Origin of the sequence: Nocardia sp. NPDC046763 (assembly GCF_040645495.1) — a bacterium.
GTDB lineage: Bacteria > Actinomycetota > Actinomycetes > Mycobacteriales > Mycobacteriaceae > Nocardia.
Map to the genome: position 1 here is coordinate 139456 of NZ_JBEYYI010000017.1, position 18010 is coordinate 157465.

Genomic DNA, 18010 nt, shown 5'->3' on the forward strand with positions numbered 1-18010 from the left:
TCAGGCCCCGACCTCGACCGCGGTCAGCGCGTCGCCGACCAGGCCCGCGGCCAGGGTGTTGCCGCCCGCGGGGTCGATGAGCAGGAACGAGCCGGTGTGGCGGTTGACGCTGTAGTCGTCGGCCACGATCGGGTCGGCCACGCGCACCGAGATGCGGCCGATGTCATTGAGCGACAGCGACTCCGGATCCGGATCGGCGGCCAGATGCTGCTCGTCGAAACGCTCCAGCAGCGCGCCGACAATGGCCTGCGTGGTGCGGGTGCCGTGCTTGAGCAGCAGGCGCGCGCCCGGGCGCAGCGGCTTGTCGCCGAGCCAGCACACGGTGGCGTCGAAGGCCTCGATCGGTTCGGGGGCGCCAGTGGCGGCGGCGATCACGTCACCGCGCGAGACGTCCACGTCGTCGGCCAGGATCAGGGTGATGCTGCGGCCGGGCTCGGCCGAATTCAGTTCACCGTTCGGGGTATCGATGCGCTCGACGGTGGTGCGGGTGCCGGACGGCAGCACCACGACCTCGTCGCCCTTGGACACCACGCCCGCCGCGACCTGACCCGCGTAGCCGCGGTAGTCCGGGTACTCGGCGGTGCGCGGCCGGATCACGTACTGCACCGGGAAACGCAGGCCCACCTGGTGGCGGCCGTGCACGTCCGCGTCCACCGGCACCGACTCCAGGTGCTCGATGAGCGAGGGCCCGTCGTAGTACGGGGTGTTCTCCGAACGCGAGGCGACATTGTCACCGTGCAGCGCGGAGACCGGGATCTCCTGCACATCGTCGGCCGACCAGCCGAGTTTGGCGGTCAGCTCGGCGAATTCGGAGGTGATCTTGTCGAAGACGCCGGCCGGATCGTCCACCAGGTCGATCTTGTTGACGGCCAGCACCAGCTTCGGCACCCCCAGCAGCGCCATGACCGCGGCATGCCGGCGGGTCTGCTCGATGACACCCTTGCGGGCGTCGACGAGCAGGATCACCAGCTGCGCCGTGGACGCGCCGGACACCGTGTTGCGGGTGTACTGCACGTGCCCCGGGGTGTCGGCGAGCACGAAAGACCGCTTGGGCGTGGCGAAGTAGCGGTACGCCACGTCGATGGTGATGCCCTGCTCGCGCTCGGCGCGCAGGCCGTCCACCAGCAGCGACAGGTCCGGCGTGGACAGACCCTTGTCGACCGAGGCGCGGGTCACCGCGTCGATCTGGTCCGCCAGCACGGACTTGGTGTCGTACAGCAGCCGTCCGACCAGGGTGGACTTGCCGTCGTCGACCGATCCGGCGGTGGCCAGTCTCAATAGGTCGGACATCAGAAGTAACCCTCTCGCTTGCGGTCTTCCATGGCGGCTTCGGAGACGCGGTCGTCGCCACGGGTCGCGCCACGCTCGGTGAGCCGGGACGCGGCGACCTCGGCCAGAATCGCGTCATTGTCGGCGGCGTCGGAAATGATTGCGCCGGTGGTGGATCCGTCGCCGACGGTGCGGTAGCGCACCGACTTGATCAGCAGCTCCTCGTTGTCGGCCGGGCCGCCCCACACGCCGGGGGTCATCCACATGCCGTCGCGCTGGTACACGGGGCGCTCGTGGGCGTAGTAGATGCTGGCCAGCTCCACGTCCTCGCGGGCGATGTAGCGCCAGATGTCCAGCTCGGTCCAGTTCGAGATCGGGAACACGCGCACGTGCTCGCCCGGAGCGTGCCGGCCGTTGTACAGGTTCCACAGCTCGGGCCGCTGCCGCTTCGGGTCCCAGCGGCCGAAGGCATCGCGCAGCGAGAAGATGCGCTCCTTGGCGCGGGACCGCTCCTCGTCGCGCCGGCCGCCGCCGAAGACCGCGTCGAAGCGGTTCTCGTTGATGGCGTCCAGCAGCGGCACGGTCTGCAGCGGATTGCGGATCCCGTCCGGGCGCTCCTGCAGGCGGCCGTCGGCGAGGTACTCCTCCACCGACGCGACATGCAGTCGCAGCCCGTACTTCTCGACCACCTTGTCGCGGAAGTCGAGGACCTCGGGCAGGTTGTGCCCGGTGTCCACGTGCAGCAGCGCGAACGGCAGCGGCGCGGGCCAGAAGGCCTTGATCGCCAGGTGCAGCAGCACCGTGGAGTCCTTACCGCCCGAGAAGAGAATGACGGGGCGTTCGAACTCGCCCGCTACCTCACGGAAGATATGGATGGACTCGGACTCCAGGGCGGCCAGAGTGTCGAATTCTGCCCCGAGCGGAGCGAGAAGATCAGATGCAGCGATGGAAGTCATGATGCGTGCAACCCGCATTCGGTCTTGGCGAGCCCGGCCCAGCGGCCGGATCGCGGATCGGATCCAGGTTCCGGCTTCCGCGTGCACGGAGCGCAACCGATGGACGGATATCCCTCTTCGACAAGGGGATTCACGAGGATGCCGTTCGCCTCGATGTAGGCGGCCATCTCCTCGTCGGACCAGGCGGCGATCGGGTTGATCTTCACCAGGCCGAAGCCCTCGTCGAAGGAAATCAAGGGCGCATTGGCGCGGGTGGGCGCCTCCACCCGGCGGATGCCGGTGACCCAGGCGTTGTACCCGGTCAGCGACTTCTTCAGCGGCACCACCTTGCGCAGGCGGCAGCATTCGGCGGCGTCCCGCGCGAACAGATCCTTGCCGAGCAGCTGATCCTGTTCGGCCACACTGTGTTCCGGCTGCACATTGACGATGTTCACGCCGTACACCAGCTCGACCGCGTCACGGGTGCCGATGGTCTCGGCGAAGTGGTAGCCGGTGTCGAGGAACAGCACGTCCACGCCCGGGCGCACCTGCGCGGCCAGCTGAACCAGCACCGCGTCCTGCATGTTCGACGCGACAATGTAATTCGCGCCGAAGGTGTCCTCGGTCCACTGCAGCAGTTCCTGCGCGGTCGCGTTCGGGCCGAGTTCGGCATTGCCCTTCTCGACCAGGGCGCGCAGCTCGGATTCCGCGAGTTTCGTTGTGGTCATTGACGTTTCTCCCAACTACCGCAGGTCTGCTTCATCGGCCCGGACCGCCCACTGCGCGAAACGCTCACCCTCATCACGGTTCTTGATGAAGTTGCGCACCACGCGCTCGATGTAGTCGCCCAGCTCTTCGCTGGTCACCTTGTGCTGCCGGAGCTTTCGGCCGAAGCCGGAGTCGAGCCCAAGGGAGCCGCCCAGATGAACCTGGAAACCCTCCACTTGATTCCCGTCGCCGTCGTCGACCAGCTGGCCCTTGAAACCGATGTCGGCGATCTGGGACCGGCCGCAGGAGTTGGGGCAGCCGTTGATGTTTACCGTGATCGGCACGTCCAGGTCGGCATTGATATCCGCGAGCCGGGTCTCCAGCTCGGGCGCCAGCACCTGCGACCGCTTGCGGGTCTCGGTGAACGACAGCTTGCAGAACTCGATACCACTGCACGCCAGCAGGTTCCGCCGCCAGTGCGACGGACGGCCGTGCAGCCCCAGCGGTTCCAGCTCCTCGATCAGCTGCTCGACCTTGTCGTCGGGGACGTCGAGCACGATGAGCTTCTGATACGGGGTGAAACGGATCCGGTCGGAGCCCGCGCGCTCGATCGCGTCGGCCGCTCGGCTCAGGATGGTGCCCGAGACACGACCGGCGATGGGGGAGAAGCCGATCGCGTTCAGTCCGTTGCGCAGTTTCTGCACCCCGATATGGTCGATGGGCCGCTTCGGCTGCTCCGGAGCCGGGCCGTCGATGAGCTTCCGCTTCAGGAACTCGGTTTCGAGCACTTCGCGGAATTTCTCGATGCCCCAGTCCTTCACGAGGAACTTGAGGCGGGCCTTGGTGCGCAGGCGGCGGTAGCCATAGTCGCGGAACAGCGACACGACCGCCTCCCATACGTCGGGCACCTCGTTCAGCGGCACCCACACACCCACGCGCTGGGCCAGCATCGGGTTGGTCGACAGGCCGCCGCCGACCCACAGGTCCAGGCCCGGGCCGTGCTCGGGGTGCACGACGCCGACGAAGGCGACGTCGTTGATCTCGTGCACCACGTCCTGCTGACCGGAGATGGCGGTCTTGAACTTGCGCGGCAGGTTGGAGTATTCCTTCTTGCCGATGTAGCGCTTGACGATCTCGTCGATGGCCCAGGTGGGATCGATGATCTCGGTGAGGGATTCACCCGCCAGCGGCGAGCCCAGCACCACACGCGGGCAGTCACCGCACGCCTCGGTGGTCTGCAGGCCGACCGCTTCGAGCCGCCGCCAGATCTCCGGCACGTTCTCGATCTCGATCCAGTGGTACTGGACGTTCTCGCGGTCGGACAGGTCCGCGGTGTCGCGCGCGAACTCGGTGGAGATCTGCGCGAGGGTGCGCAGCTGCTTCAGGTTCAGCGCACCGGCGTCGCAGCGCACCCGCATCATGAAGTAGCGGGCCTCGAGGATGTCGATGTTCTCGTCACCGGTCCAGGTGCCGTCGTAGCCCTGCTCACGCTGGGTGTACAGACCCCACCAGCGCATGCGGCCGCGCAGATCGCTCTTGTCGATCGAGTCGAATCCGCCTTTGGCGTAGATGTTCTCGATGCGCGCCCGCACGTTGAGCGGGTTGTCGTCCTTCTTGCTCTGCTCGTTGGCATTGAGCGGCTCGCGGTACCCGAGTGCCCACTGTCCCTCGGACTTGCGCTTCACCGGTCGCGCGGTGCGCTCCCGCGGCGCGACGGGTGCTTCCGACCGCGGGCGATCCGGACGCACGCGGCGCTCCGCGGCGGGCTTTTCGGGCCGGGCGGATCGAGCGTTATCGGAACTGGTGGCGTCGGTGCTCGACGTCATGGGGTCGCTCCTGAAGGGTCTTGCGGGCAGGCGGGAGGGGCTTGCTCACGCCTCCGATATCAGAGAACCGGCTCCTACGGCGTCAGGTGGACGCCGGATTCCGGGAGAATGGGAGCCGATCTATCGGAGGCTTCCCGACAGACAGCTCGCGCTGCAGACACGCTTGAAGTCGACATGGCGACGCGCCACGAGTCGTACTCCAAGTCCAATCATGTGGCTTATTGTGCCACGTCAGACGGGTCGTTCCGACTGCCGGATCGAATTTTCCGCAGTTTCCCGGGAAATCCCCTGGATATATTGTTCGATTTGTGACGGGCATCATAGATCGACGCCCGGCGAACCTTTGGACGGTTGACCTGAACGGCTGGGCCGGCGAGGCTAGGTCATCCGATCGGCGTCGGACGCCGCGAGGCGGGCCTTGGCCGCCGCCAACCGGCCCAGCTCATCGGCCAGTTCGGGGGAGATCGCCCAATCCGGGCGATCGATGAATCCGGCCGGTAGATACGGCGAGCGGACGGCGGTCCGATAGCCCAGATCCCGCGCCCAGCAGGCCAGACCCAGCAGCGGCAGCGCCAGGACACCCTCGGGATCGTTGCGCCAGGCGTCGTTGTCGAAGAAGGCGCGATGCAGCCGCAGCGCGTTCGTCATCTCCCAGTCGAACCCCTCGGAATCACCGTCCGCCAGGCGCAGGAACACCTCCACGGCCGGGCGGAACAGCAAGTCCGTCACCCGCTGCGCACCCACCCGGCTGGTGGTGTCCAGCGCCCAGGCCGCCTCGTACACGCTCTTCGGGCCGAACCGCCAGGCCGTCTGCAGCAGCCGCACCCACTCGTACTGGAAGTCGTCGAAGGCGCCGTCGCCGAACTCGCGCAGCCGCTCGATCGGATACTCGACCAGCTCGCCCATGGCCTCGGCATCGCGAGCGACGAGCGTCCACCAGAACGCGGCTCGCCAGCCGGCCACCCGGTCGTACTTGTCGAAGCCGGATTCGATACCGCTCGCCCGGAACCGCCCTGTCACCGTCTGCTCGGTCGAATACGCGAAATACCAGGTCCGCGCCCGAAACGCCGAAGGATCCGACATCAGCATGGTGGCCAGCAGCGCACCGTCCATCGACCGCGAGAAGTTCGGGCCCTCCGGCCGCACCGGCATCCGCGACCGGTAGACCACCGGCGCCACGGAGCCCTCGTCGACCTCCCTGATCGACCTGGCATCGATCCCGTGCCGCGGTACCTCGATCATCGGCCCGTCCCCGTCCGCACCTGGAGCCGCTCGCCCGGCTCGCCGAAATCCCTTGGAATCTATCCGGATTCGAGGTGCCCCGCAGTCCGAGCAGCCTCCCCCGCGCAGGCGGGTGCGCTGTGACCGGGACAACCGGTCACACTGGATGGGTGACCTCGACTGTTCCCCCACAGATCTCCGGCGCTGCCGCGGCGGCCGCCGCCGACGTGCCGGTGCTGCGCGATTTCGGGGGCGGGCCGTTCGGGATCTACATCCACGTGCCGTTCTGTGCGACGCGGTGCGGGTATTGCGACTTCAACACCTATACGGCGGGGGAGTTGGGCAGCTCGTCGTCGCCGCAGTCGTGGTTCGAGGCGCTGAAGGGCGAACTTGCCACGGCGGCACGGGAATTCGATGCGCTGCCGTCGGCTACGCCTGCGGTGGAGACAGTGTTCGTGGGCGGCGGCACGCCGTCGCTGCTCGGTGGAGACGGGCTCGCGGGGGTGCTCGACGCCATTCGCGCGAACTTCACGCTCGCGCCCGCGGCCGAGGTGACGACCGAGTCCAATCCGGAATCCACCTCGCCCGAATTCTTCGATCGCATCCGCGCGGCCGGGTACAACCGCGTCTCGCTCGGCATGCAGTCCGCCGCCCAGCACGTGCTGAAGATCCTGGACCGGACCCACACGCCCGGCCGGGCCGTGGCCGCCGCCAAGGAAGCTCGTGCCGCGGGCATCGAGCACGTCAATCTGGACCTCATCTACGGCACCCCCGGCGAAGCCGACGCCGATCTCGACGCCAGCCTCGATGCCGTCCTGTCCGCGGGCGTCGACCATGTGTCGGCGTACTCGCTGATCGTCGAGGACGGCACCGCCCTGGCCCGCCGGGTCCGGCGCGGCGAACTTCCCGCCCCCGACGACGACGTGCTCGCCGCGCGCTACGAGCGCATCGACACCCGCCTGGCCGCGGCCGGCCTGGAGTGGTACGAGGTTTCCAACTGGGCCGACTCCGACATGGCCCGCTGCCGCCACAACCTCGGCTACTGGGACGGCGGCGACTGGCTCGGCGCGGGGCCGGGCGCGCACAGTCACGTCGGCGGCGTTCGCTGGTGGAACGTGAAACACCCTGCGCGCTACGCGGATCGGGTGACGACCGGCGCCCTCCCAGCCGCGGGCTGGGAGTCCCTCACGCCCGAGGAGCGCTACACCGAGCGCGTCATGCTCACCGTCCGTCTCCGGACGGGTCTCCCGCTGGCCGATCTCGATGCCGACGGCCGCGCCGCCGCCGACGGTGTCATTGCCGATGGCCTGGCCGAGCGTGTGAGCGACCACCTGATTCTCACCGACCGCGGCCGACTGCTCGCGGACGGTGTTGTCCGCACTCTCCTGGGCTGACCTCGGCGCCTTCGCTCGATGGGGCCGGCCGGACCGACCGTTTCCGGATCGCGGTCGGACTTGGGCTTTGACCTGCGGAGATCGGCGAACGTCGGGTAGAACCGCTCGGTCCGGACTAGATTGACGGACGGAGATTTCGTACAGCCGGTCTGGATCGCGGTCGGAGCCTCGGCCGCGGCCCGCGCACTGCAGCGCCCCGAACAACTTCGGCAGCGCCCCGGACACCCTTCGGCCCGAGGACATCTCATGATGAAGCCACTCGTGCGACCCGTCGAACTCCTGCATCGCCGCCGTGCCCGCACCGGTCACGCCGCCGCCCGCACAATGAGCGCCGCCGCGGTAGCGCTGGCGCTCGCCGTGACCCCGCTCGCCGCCGCGCCGGCCACGGCTGCGCCCATGCCCACGATCGTCCTGGTGCACGGCGCCTTCGCCGACTCCTCCAGCTGGGACGGGGTCGCCGCCCAGCTGCGCGCCGACGGCTATTCCGTTGTGACGCCGGATAATCCATTGCGCGGACCCGCCTACGACGCGGCGGCGATCCAGCGCACGATCGACGGCATCCCGGGCCCGATCGTGCTGGTCGGTCACTCCTACGGCGGCACCGTGATCAGCAACGTGCACGACTCGAAGATCGAATCCCTGGTCTACATCTCGGCTTTCGCGCCGGTCCAGGGTGAAGCCGCACTGCTGGAACTGAATCCGATCCAGTACCCCGGCTCGCAACTCACCCCGGCCCTGCGGCTGAAGGTGGTGAACGACCAGCTGGGGATCATGGGCAGGAATGTGGACGCCTACATCGACCCCGCCAGTTTCCCCGACGTCTTCGCCCAGGACGTCGATCCGGCCACCGCCGCCGCCATGGCCGCCCGCCAGCACTCCCTGGCCCTGTCCGCCAACCTCGAACCCTCGGGATCGCCCGCCTGGGCCGCCACGCCGAGCTGGTACCTGGTCACCACCGCCGACCACGTGATTCCCCCTGCCTCCCAATGGGATATGGCCGCGCGCATGAACGCCCACACCTCCTCGATCGACGCCTCCCACGCCGGCCTCGTCTCCCACCCGGCCGAGGTGGCCGCGGTCGTGGAGGCCGCCGTCGGTCAGTGACACCGGGGCACCGCCACAGCGGACACCGGGGCACCGCCCCAGCGGACACCGGGGCACCGCCCCAGCGGACACCGGGGCACCGCCCCAGCGGACACCGGGGCACCGCCCTTGCGCCGACTCCGCCCAGGTGGCGGGCGGTGGCGCAGCTACTTGCGCCGGGGACACTAAACTGGAGGAGATAATCCGGGAAATCCGCGTGGCCGGTGCCGAATGATCGGCTGCTTCCTGCCGCGGAGGGCTCGGGCGTGCACGAGGCGTACCCGAGGGCGAGCAAGGAGGTGGGGCCGTCATGTCGAGCACCGAGCAGAGACGGCTCGAGGTCCTGCGGGCCATCGTCGCGGACTACATCGCGACGAAGGAGCCCATCGGGTCCAAGACCCTGGTCGAGCGGCACAATCTGGGCGTCTCCAGCGCCACCGTCCGCAATGACATGGCCGTGCTCGAGGCCGAGGGCTACATCGCCCAGCCGCACACCTCCTCCGGCCGCATTCCCACCGACAAGGGCTACCGGCAGTTCGTCGACCACATCTCCGAGGTCAAGCCGCTGTCCGGCGCGGAACGCCGCGCGATCATGGAATTCCTGGAGAGCGGCGTCGATCTCGACGACGTGCTGCGCCGCGGCGTTCGCCTGCTGGCCCAGCTGACCCGGCAGGTCGCCATGGTCCAGTACCCGACCGTGTCCGCGTCCACCGTGCGCCACATCGAGGTCGTCGCGCTCAACCCGGCCCGCCTGCTGCTGGTCGTGATCACCGACACCGGCCGGGTCGATCAGCGCCTGGTCGATCTGGGCGCCGTCATCAGCGAGGACGATCTGGCCGCCCTGCGCGGCATGCTCGGCAAGGCCATGGAGGGTAAGCGCCTGGCCGCCGCGTCCGTGTCGGTCGCCGAACTCCCCGAGCATTCCCCGTCGCCCAAACTCCGCGATGTGCTCATCCGCGTCTCCACCGTGCTGGTCGAGACGCTGGTCGAGCATCCGGAGGAGCGCCTGGTGCTGGGCGGCACCGCCAACCTCACCCGCAATGCCTCCGATTTCGCCGGGAATGGTTTCCCGGGTTCGCTGCGTTCGGTCCTGGAGGCCCTCGAGGAACAGGTGATCGTGCTGAAGCTGCTGGCCGCGGCGCAGGTCCCGGGTACCGTGACGGTGCAGATCGGCGAGGAGACCAAGGTCGAGCAGATGCGCGGGACGGCCGTGGTGTCCACCGGCTACGGGCTGACCGGTACGGTGCTCGGAGGTATGGGGGTGCTGGGACCGACCCGCATGGACTACCCGGGGACCATTGCCTCGGTGGCGGCTGTCGCCCGATACATCGGTGAGGTGCTCGCCGAACGGTGAGCAGGCCTAGAAGACGAAACAGGACTAGAGAGCACACGTGGCACGGGACTATTACGCACTGCTCGGAGTCGCACGCGGTGCGACCGACCAGGAGATCAAGCGCGCCTACCGGAAGCTGGCGCGCGAACTGCATCCCGACGTCAATCCGGACCCGGAGGCGCAGGAGAAGTTCCGCGAGGTCTCCACGGCCTACGAGGTGCTGTCCGATCCGGAGAAGCGGCGCATCGTCGACCTCGGCGGTGACCCGCTGGAATCCGGTGGCGGCATGGGCGGCGGCTTCTCCGGCGCCGGATTCGGTGGCCTCGGCGACGTGTTCGAGGCGTTCTTCGGCGGCATGAACGCCTCCGGCGGCACCCGCAAGCCGCGCGGCCGCGTGCAGCCGGGCGCGGATTCGCTGCTGCGCACGCGACTGTCGTTGCAGGAGTGCGCGGTCGGGGTCACCAAGCACCTGACCGTCGACACCGCGATCCTCTGCGACCTGTGCCAGGGCTCGGGCACCAACGGCAATTCGAAGCCGGTGCGCTGTGAGACCTGTGGCGGCGCGGGCGAGGTGCAGACCGTGCAGCGGTCCTTCCTCGGCCAGGTCATGACCTCCCGCCCCTGCCCCACGTGCCGGGGCGCGGGCGAGACCATCCCCGACCCCTGCCGCAAGTGCGGCGGTGACGGCCGCGTGCGCTCGCGCCGCGAGATCGCCGCGCCCATCCCGGCCGGTGTCGCCAACGGCATGCGGGTGCGGCTGGCCGCGCAGGGCGAGGTCGGCCCCGGCGGCGGCCCCGCCGGCGATCTGTACGTGGAGATCGTCGAGCAGCCGCACGACACCTTCGTGCGGGACAGTGACGACCTGCACTGCACCATTCGCGTTCCCATGGTGGACGCCGCGCTCGGCACGACCGTCGTCATCGACACCATCCTCGACGGCCCGGTGGAGCTGACCATCCCGGCGGGCACCCAGCCCGGCGAGGCGTCGGTGCTGCGCGGCCACGGCATGCCCAAGCTGCGCGCCAACTCGCGCGGCGATCTGATCGCGCATCTCGACATCGTGGTGCCGAGCAAGCTCGACTCCAAGCAGGCCGACCTGCTGCGCAAGTACAAGGGCATGCGGGTGAACGAGCACACCGAGGTCCTCTCGGCGCAGTCCGAGCACAACTCGGGCCTGTTCGCACGCCTGCGCGCCTCCTTCAGCGGACGCTGATCCGTTGGCCGCCACCGTCTTCTACCTCGACGACATTCCCGAACCGGGTGCGACCGCGGTGCTCGACGGCCCCGAGGGCCGCCACGCCGCCACGGTGCGCCGCATCCGGGTCGGGGAACCCATCACCCTCTCCGACGGGCACGGGATCCTCGCCGACTCGGAAGTGGTTGCGGCCCAGAAGGATCGCCTCGAACTGAAGGTGCTGGCCAAGCGCGTCGCCGCGCCCTGGACCCCGCAGGTGACGGTGGTCCAGGCCCTGCCCAAGTCCGATCGTTCTGAACTGGCAGTTGAACTCATGACGGAGGCGGGCGCCGACGCCATCGTCCCCTGGCAGGCGCTGCGCTGCGTCTCCAACTGGGAAGCCAAGGCCCGCAAGGGCGTCGAGAAGTGGCGTGCCGCCGCCAAACAGGCCGCCCGCCAATCCCGCCGCCCCTACATTCCGGACGTCGCCGACCTCCATACCACCCGCGACCTCCTGGACCTGGTCCGCACCGCGAAGTCGAACGGCGCAATCGTCGCCGCCCTCCACGAGTCCGGCGAATCCCGCCTGACCGACCTTTCTTTCACCGGCGTCCCCGAAGTCGTCCTGATCGTCGGCCCCGAAGGCGGCCTGGACGACTCGGAACTGAAGGCCCTCGCCGACGCCGGCGCCGACGTGGTCCTGCTCGGCCCGACCGTGCTGCGCACCTCCACCGCGGCCGCCGTCGCCCTCGGCGCGCTGGGCGCGCTCACCCCGCGCTGGTAGGCCGCCCCGCGCCGGTTCGGCACGGAATGGATTCGGGGGTGCGGCAGTTGGATGACACCGATGTGTTGCCCCTGCTGGTAGCCGTCTATTCACTGGGCGGTGTCGGTGGGCGGCGGTAAACTTCTGTCAACGAAAACGGCATCGAGACCGGAAAGCAGGCCATAGCCACTTTTGAGAACACCAGGCGAAATCGGCGATCAGAGCACACCCATTGCCGGCATCGGCGCCGGCAGCAACGGTTCCGGACCGGCGGGGCGGACCGTTCGTTCCAGCATCGAATTGGCACCGGAATCGGTGTTCGGTTTCCTGGGTTCGGCTGACGAGAACCTGCGTGAACTCGAGCGCCTCCTCGATGCCGACATCCACGTTCGCGGCAATTCCGTCACACTGACCGGTAAACCGGCCGATGTCGCGCTGGCGGAGCGAGTGGTGGCGCAGCTGGTCGCACTCACCGCGCGCAATCGGGTGGTCTCGCCCGAGGCGGTGCGGCACACCTACTCCATGCTCACCGAGGGCTCCTCGGATTCTCCGGCGGAGGTGCTGAGCCTGGACATCCTGTCCCGGCGCGGCAGGACCATCCGGCCCAAGACACTCAACCAGAAGCGCTATGTCGACGCCATCGACGCGCACACCATCGTGTTCGGGGTGGGCCCGGCCGGTACCGGCAAGACGTATCTGGCCATGGCCAAGGCCGTGCAGGCGTTGCAGACCAAGCAGGTCAACCGCATCATCCTGACCCGGCCCGCGGTCGAGGCGGGCGAGCGGCTGGGCTTCCTGCCGGGCACGCTGAACGAGAAGATCGACCCGTACCTACGCCCGCTCTACGACGCCCTGCACGACATGATGGATCCGGAGGCGATCCCGAAGCTCATGCAGGCCGGTGTCATCGAGGTCGCTCCGCTGGCCTATATGCGCGGTAGAACGCTCAATGATTCGTTCATCATTCTGGACGAGGCGCAGAACACCACGGCCGAGCAGATGAAGATGTTCCTCACCCGTCTGGGCTTCGGTTCCAAGATCGTGGTGACCGGTGACATCACCCAGGTCGATCTGCCGCACGGCGCGCGCTCAGGTCTGCGTGCGGCGACGGAGATCCTGCACGGCATCGACGACATCCATATTGCCGAGCTCACCAGCGCCGATGTGGTCCGTCACCGCTTGGTCGGGGAGATCGTCGACGCCTACGAGCGGTTCGAGGCGGAGTCGCGGCCCCCGGCCGCGGTCCACTACCCCGGCAATCGGGCGCAGCGACGTGCCGCGAGCCGAGGAGAGCGACGCTGACCTCTCCCTCTAGGCTGATCGGGTGAGTATCGAGATCGCCAACGAATCGGGTATCGAGGTATCCGAAGAAGAACTGGTCAGCGTCGCGCGATTCGTGATCGGTCAGATGGATGTGCATCCGGCGGCCGAGCTGTCGATGGTGCTGGTCGATCTCGACACCATGGCGGATCTACACATGCGCTGGATGGACCTGCCGGGTCCCACCGATGTCATGTCCTTCCCCATGGACGAGCTGGAGCCGGGCGGGCGGCCCGATGCCGCCGAGCCCGGCCCCTCCATGCTCGGTGACATCGTGCTCTGCCCCGAGTTCGCGGCCCAGCAGGCCGAGAAGGCCGGGCACTCCATGGATCACGAGCTGGCACTGCTGACCGTGCACGGCGTCCTGCACCTCCTCGGCTACGACCATGCCGAGCCGGAGGAGGAGAAGGAGATGTTCGCGTTGCAGGCCTCCCTGCTGGAGGGCTGGTACGAGAACGTGCGCCAGGAAATGCGCCGCGCGGAGCTCGCCGAGCGCGACCAGCGGCTGCTGGGCAAGACCGGATTCACCGATACCACCGGTGATCCGCTGGGCCCGGCGTGAATTCATTCGTTCTGCTGCTGCTGGCGATCGTCCTGGTCCCCGCGGGTGGCGTGTTCGCGGCGCTGGATTCGGCGCTGAACACGATTTCGCCCGCCCGCGTGGAGGACCTGGTGCGCGCCGATCGGACCGGGGCGGCGCGGCTGGCCCGCATCATCGCGGATCGGCCGCGCTATGTGAATCTCATGGTGCTGCTGCGTCTCACATGTGAGATCACCGCGACGGTGCTGCTGGCGGCGGTGCTCATGGACTGGCTGGACGAGGTCGCGGCGCTGCTGATCACCGCGGCGGTCATGGTGCTCGTCGACTATCTGGTGATCGGTGTCGGGCCGCGCACGCTGGGCCGCCAGCACGCGTATTCGTTGGCGCTGGGCGCGTCGCTGCCGTTGCAGGCCATCGGCACGCTGCTGGGCCCGATCAGCCGGCTGCTGATTCTGATCGGTAATGCGATCACCCCCGGTAAGGGTTTCCGCAACGGCCCCTTCGCCTCCGAGATCGAGCTGCGCGAGGTGGTGGATCTGGCGGGGGAGCGCGGCGTGGTGGATGCCGACGAGCGCCGCATGATCCAGTCGGTCTTCGAGCTCGACACCACCCCGGCCCGCGAGGTCATGGTGCCGCGCACCGAGATGGTGTGGATCGAGGCGGATAAGACGGCGGCGCAGGCCGTGTCGCTGGCGGTACGGTCGGGGCACTCGCGAATTCCGGTGGTGGGGGAGAACGTCGACGACATTCTGGGTGTCGTCTACCTGAAAGACTTGGTGCCGTACGCGGATCGGAGCCGGAAGGTGAAGGTGCGGCAGGTCATGCGGCCCGCCGTGTTCATGCCCGACTCCAAGCCGCTGGATGCGCTGCTGGACGAAATGCAGCGTCGCAGAAACCATATGGCGGTGCTGGTGGACGAGTACGGCGGCATCGCCGGGCTGGTCACCATCGAGGACATCCTCGAGGAGATCGTGGGCGAGATCGCCGACGAGTACGACAAGGACGAGATCGCGCCGATCGAGAAGATCGGCCCGGGCAAGTTCCGGGTCTCGGCGCGGTTGCCGGTGGACGACCTGGGCGAGCTGTTCGACATGGAGATCGAGGACGAGGACGTCGACACCGTCGGCGGTCTGCTCGCCCACGCTCTGGGCCGTGTCCCGCTGCCCGGCTCCAAGGCCGTCATCCACGGCCTGCAACTGAAGGGGGAGGGCGCGGCCGACGCGCGCGGCCGCATGCGGATCCACACCGTGGTGGTGCGCAAGAGCCCGGAGAAGACGAGAACCGAACCGGCGGAACATGAACCGGCCGACGACGCACACGAGGATGGAGAGGCCGATGATTGAGTTGGATGCGGAGGACAACAAGCTGTTGGTCCTCGCCCGTGGCGCCATGGGTCGTACCGGCGGCAATGGCGGTGCGGCCGTGCGTGATTCGGACGGACGCACCTACGCCGCCGGTACCGTGGAGCTGACCGCGCTGAAGCTGACCGCGTTGCAGTCGGCGGTGGCGGCCGCGATCTCCAGTGGCGCAGGCGGTTTCGAGGCGGCCGTGGTGGTCGCGGGCAAGCTGTCGGATCCCGGGGTGTCGGCGGTGCGTGAGGTTTCGCCGTCGGCGCGCATCATTTTCACCGATGCCAAGGGCGCGGTGTTCGAGGTGCTGGAGGCCGATGCGCCCGCGGACTACGGCGTCGAGAATCCCATTGCGGCCCAGCGCCCCGCGGCGGGCGACGCGGCCGGCGAACGCGAGGTCCCGGCGGGCTTCGATCTGGACACCGAATCGGAGGTTTTCGAGTGAGCGGCCAGGGTAAGGACAGCGGTGAATTCCGGTCCGGCTTCGTGTGTTTCGTGGGCCGGCCGAACACCGGCAAGTCCACGCTCACCAATGCCATGGTGGGGCAGAAGATCGCCATCACCTCCTCGCGGCCGCAGACCACGCGGCACACCATTCGCGGCATCGTGCACCGCGATCACGCGCAGCTGATCCTGGTGGACACCCCGGGTCTGCACCGGCCGCGCACGCTGCTCGGCCAGCGCCTCAACGACCTGGTGCGCGATACGTATTCGGAAGTCGATGTCATCGCCGTCTGCATTCCGGCGGACGAGAAGATCGGCCCGGGTGACCGCTGGATCGTCGATCAGATCAAGACCATGGCGCCCAAGACGACCCTGCTCGGTGTGGTCACCAAGATCGACAAGGTGAGCCGCGACCAGGTCGCCCACCAGCTCATGGCCGTCTCCCAGCTGCTCGGCCCCGAGGCCGAGGTGGTTCCGGTCTCCGCGGTCAAGGGCGAGCAGGTCGAGGTGCTCGTCGACGTCATCGCCTCCCAGATGCCCGAGGGCCCGGCCTTCTACCCCGACGGCGAACTCACCGATGAGCCCGAGGAAGTCCTGATGGCCGAGCTCATTCGCGAGGCGGCCCTCGAGGGCGTCCGCGACGAGCTCCCGCACTCGCTGGCGGTGGTGATCGAGGAGGTCCTCGAGCGCGAGGAGAACGAGGACCAGCAGACCGACGGCCGCCGCTCGGCCGAGGGCATGCTCGACGTCCACGCCCTTCTCTACGTCGAACGCCCCAGCCAGAAGGCCATCATCATCGGCAAGGGCGGCGCCCGCCTCAAAGAGGTCGGCACCAACGCCCGCAAGCAGATCGAGCACATCCTCGGCACCCGCATCTACCTCCACCTGCACGTGAAGGTCGCCAAAGACTGGCAGCGCGACCCGAAGCAGCTCGGCAAGCTCGGCTTCTGACCCTCTGGCTGCCTGCGGCCACCCGAGCGGCTGCGGGCAGATTCAGCGGATCGCCCTGTGCTGTCCGCGATTTCGGCGCCGCTGCGGCGCGGGACCGGGTGTCGGCTGGGGCGTATGTCCCCGCGGGGCGGACGCGTCCGCGTGTAGTCCATGCCGCCAGTGCATCCGACGGAGCCGCCTCCTGGCTGCGGGTCAGGGCTGGGGCCACCAGGGTGTCGGGCGGTTCTTGTGCCACTCCAGCTCCGATTCCAATTGGGCCGCAACGGAAACCAGGAGGGGTTCGGAGTTGGCGGGGCCCATGAGCTGGGAGCCGACGGGGAGGCCGGTGGCGGTGAAGCCGGAGGGGATGTTGACGGCGGGCCAGCCGAGGACGTTCCAGGGCCAGGTGTAGGGGCAGGCGGCGGTGATGAGTTCGTCGGTGGCCCAGCTGCCGATGTCGTCGATCTCGTGGACGCCCGGGGGCGGGGTGGCCGTGGTGGGGGCCAGCACCAGGTCGAAGTCGTCGAAGATGCGGCCGGTTCGCGTGCGCAGCAGGGGTTCTGCGCGGCGGGCGGCGAACAGCAGCGGGGAGAGGATGCGGCCGACGGCGGCATTGTGGGTGGTGCGCGGATCCACCTGCGCGCCGGGAAGGCGGTCCAGCGCCTCGCGGATGCCGACCATGGAGCGTGGGAGGAAGGTCGCACCCATCAGGACGCCGTAGTGGACGTCGGCGATGGTGACCTCGTGACCGAGGCGGCGCAGCGTGGCGGCGGTGGCGTGCACCCGGGCCTCGACCTCGCGGTCGAGCGTGGTCCTGGTGGCGGTGAACGGAATACGCAACGAGAGCGCGATGCGCAGGCGGCCGGGATCGCGGCCGACGGCGTCGGAGACGCGCAGTGCGGGCGGGGTGTGCAGGTCGCCCGGATGGGGTCCGGCGGCAGCGTCCAGCAGCAGGGCCGCATCGGCGACGGTGCGGGCGAGCGGGCCGTTCACGGTGAGCCCGTAGAAGGCTTCCGGCAGCGGCCAGGTCGAGATGCGGCCCCGCTGCGGCTTGATGCCGACCAGGTTGTTCCAGGCCGCCGGGATGCGCACCGAGCCCGCGCCGTCGGATCCCAGTGCGGCGGGCACCAATCCGGCCGCCACCGCCGCGCCGGATCCGCCGGACGATCCGCCCGGCGTGTGGCCGGCGCTCCAGGGATTCGTGGTGTGCCCGAAGGCGTCTCCGCTGGTGAACGGCAGCTGTCCGAGCTCGCAGGTATTGGTCTTGCCGACGATGACCGCCCCGGCCGCGCGCAGCCGCCGCACCGCCTCCGCGTCCTCGGTCTTGGCGGGGAATTTGCCGCCGCAGCCGAAAGCCGTTGGGGCGCCGGTCAAGTCGGTGTCGTCCTTGATGGCCAGTGGTACCCCGAGCAGGGGCTCGCGGTGTCCGGCGGCGAGTTTGCGGTCGGCGTCGGCGGCCTCGGCGAGCGCTTCGGCCCGCCGCACGATCCGGAAGGCGTTGAGCGCGCCCTGGCTGGCCTCGATCCGGTCGAGGGCCGCGCTGGTCGCGTCGACCGAGGTGAATGTGCCTGCCGCCAGTGCCGCCGCGAGTTCCGCCAGCCCGAGTTCGCCAACCGACGCCAGTGTCATGTGAATCCCGTCTCTTCTGTACCGGGGGGTAACATAGCGCGATTCTGGTCACACGTCCAACGTGTGGCGGCGTGATCGACCGGGCAGTGGT

The 18010-nt window shown here is 68.7% G+C and carries 15 protein-coding genes and 1 pseudogene; 10 read left to right on the forward strand and 6 right to left on the reverse strand.

From position 1 onward, the window contains the following. From ABZ909_RS26460 to ABZ909_RS26480, 5 genes are all read right to left on the reverse strand, one after another. Window positions 1-1290: a GTP-binding protein gene (locus ABZ909_RS26460; protein ID WP_357004298.1), complete on the reverse strand. Its 1290-nt coding sequence runs from the start codon at window positions 1288-1290 to the stop codon at window positions 1-3. After that, the gene (gene cysD, locus ABZ909_RS26465; RefSeq protein ID WP_357004301.1) at window positions 1290-2225 is read right to left on the reverse strand and encodes a sulfate adenylyltransferase subunit CysD; all 936 of its coding nucleotides are present in this window, start codon (window positions 2223-2225) and stop codon (window positions 1290-1292) included. The genes ABZ909_RS26460 and cysD overlap by 1 nt, the downstream gene beginning before the upstream one ends. Beyond that, window positions 2222-2932, reverse strand: a complete 711-nt coding sequence (locus ABZ909_RS26470) for a phosphoadenylyl-sulfate reductase (protein ID WP_354835471.1) — start codon at window positions 2930-2932, stop codon at window positions 2222-2224. Before ABZ909_RS26470 ends, cysD begins: the two co-directional genes overlap by 4 nt. A gap of 15 nt (window positions 2933-2947) precedes the next feature. Further along, window positions 2948-4738, reverse strand: coding sequence for a nitrite/sulfite reductase (locus ABZ909_RS26475; protein WP_357004304.1), 1791 nt, complete (start codon window positions 4736-4738; stop codon window positions 2948-2950). Window positions 4739-5116: 378 nt separating this feature from the next. Continuing rightward, window positions 5117-5980 carry an immunity 49 family protein gene (locus tag ABZ909_RS26480; RefSeq protein WP_357004307.1) on the reverse strand — a complete coding sequence of 288 codons (864 nt, stop codon included), beginning with the start codon at window positions 5978-5980 and terminating at the stop codon, window positions 5117-5119. Between the two features lie 206 nt (window positions 5981-6186). Between ABZ909_RS26480 and hemW the strand changes: the two genes are divergently transcribed. From hemW to era, 10 genes and pseudogenes are all read left to right on the forward strand, one after another. Continuing rightward, complete coding sequence (gene hemW / locus ABZ909_RS26485; RefSeq protein WP_357004409.1) at window positions 6187-7353, forward strand: radical SAM family heme chaperone HemW; 1167 nt, start codon at window positions 6187-6189, stop codon at window positions 7351-7353. A gap of 324 nt (window positions 7354-7677) precedes the next feature. Continuing rightward, on the forward strand, window positions 7678-8457 hold the full coding sequence (locus ABZ909_RS26490; protein ID WP_357004412.1) for an alpha/beta hydrolase: 780 nt from the start codon (window positions 7678-7680) through the stop codon (window positions 8455-8457). Between the two features lie 289 nt (window positions 8458-8746). Further along, window positions 8747-9790 (forward strand): heat-inducible transcriptional repressor HrcA, encoded by a 1044-nt coding sequence (hrcA, locus tag ABZ909_RS26495; protein ID WP_357004309.1) that lies wholly within the window; start codon window positions 8747-8749, stop codon window positions 9788-9790. 37 nt (window positions 9791-9827) lie between these two features. Continuing rightward, window positions 9828-10982 (forward strand): molecular chaperone DnaJ, encoded by a 1155-nt coding sequence (gene dnaJ, locus ABZ909_RS26500; protein WP_357004312.1) that lies wholly within the window; start codon window positions 9828-9830, stop codon window positions 10980-10982. Between the two features lie 4 nt (window positions 10983-10986). Then, entirely contained in the window at window positions 10987-11727 is a 741-nt protein-coding gene (locus ABZ909_RS26505; RefSeq protein WP_357004314.1) for a 16S rRNA (uracil(1498)-N(3))-methyltransferase, read from the forward strand. 210 nt (window positions 11728-11937) lie between these two features. Next, complete coding sequence (locus ABZ909_RS26510) at window positions 11938-13008, forward strand: PhoH family protein (RefSeq protein WP_357004414.1); 1071 nt, start codon at window positions 11938-11940, stop codon at window positions 13006-13008. 22 nt (window positions 13009-13030) lie between these two features. Next, window positions 13031-13588, forward strand: a complete 558-nt coding sequence (gene ybeY, locus ABZ909_RS26515) for an rRNA maturation RNase YbeY (protein ID WP_357004316.1) — start codon at window positions 13031-13033, stop codon at window positions 13586-13588. Next, window positions 13585-14910 (forward strand): hemolysin family protein, encoded by a 1326-nt coding sequence (locus tag ABZ909_RS26520; protein ID WP_357004319.1) that lies wholly within the window; start codon window positions 13585-13587, stop codon window positions 14908-14910. Before ybeY ends, ABZ909_RS26520 begins: the two co-directional genes overlap by 4 nt. Beyond that, window positions 14903-15199 (forward strand): annotated as a pseudogene (locus tag ABZ909_RS26525) (cytidine deaminase); the annotation flags it as partial. The gene ABZ909_RS26520 and the pseudogene ABZ909_RS26525, both read left to right, overlap by 8 nt. Before the next feature lie 158 nt (window positions 15200-15357). Next, window positions 15358-16311 (forward strand): GTPase Era, encoded by a 954-nt coding sequence (gene era, locus ABZ909_RS26530; RefSeq protein ID WP_357004321.1) that lies wholly within the window; start codon window positions 15358-15360, stop codon window positions 16309-16311. 192 nt (window positions 16312-16503) lie between these two features. Here era and ABZ909_RS26535 read toward each other — a convergent pair whose 3' ends face one another. Next, the gene (locus ABZ909_RS26535) at window positions 16504-17919 is read right to left on the reverse strand and encodes an amidase (RefSeq protein WP_357004323.1); all 1416 of its coding nucleotides are present in this window, start codon (window positions 17917-17919) and stop codon (window positions 16504-16506) included. Between the last annotated feature and the right edge of the window lie 91 nt (window positions 17920-18010).

Excerpts from the sequence above, each read along its gene's own strand:
- cysD (WP_357004301.1), bottom strand. The coding sequence starts at position 2,225 with ATGACTTCCATCGCTGCATCTGATCTTCTCGCTCCGCTCGGGGCAGAA.
- hrcA (WP_357004309.1), top strand. The coding sequence starts at position 8,747 with ATGTCGAGCACCGAGCAGAGACGGCTCGAGGTCCTGCGGGCCATCGTC.
- ABZ909_RS26480 (WP_357004307.1), bottom strand. The coding sequence starts at position 5,980 with ATGATCGAGGTACCGCGGCACGGGATCGATGCCAGGTCGATCAGGGAG.
- ABZ909_RS26470 (WP_354835471.1), bottom strand. The coding sequence starts at position 2,932 with ATGACCACAACGAAACTCGCGGAATCCGAGCTGCGCGCCCTGGTCGAG.
- ABZ909_RS26460 (WP_357004298.1), bottom strand. The coding sequence starts at position 1,290 with ATGTCCGACCTATTGAGACTGGCCACCGCCGGATCGGTCGACGACGGC.
- ABZ909_RS26475 (WP_357004304.1), bottom strand. The coding sequence starts at position 4,738 with ATGACGTCGAGCACCGACGCCACCAGTTCCGATAACGCTCGATCCGCC.
- ABZ909_RS26490 (WP_357004412.1), top strand. The coding sequence starts at position 7,678 with ATGAGCGCCGCCGCGGTAGCGCTGGCGCTCGCCGTGACCCCGCTCGCC.
- ABZ909_RS26535 (WP_357004323.1), bottom strand. The coding sequence starts at position 17,919 with ATGACACTGGCGTCGGTTGGCGAACTCGGGCTGGCGGAACTCGCGGCG.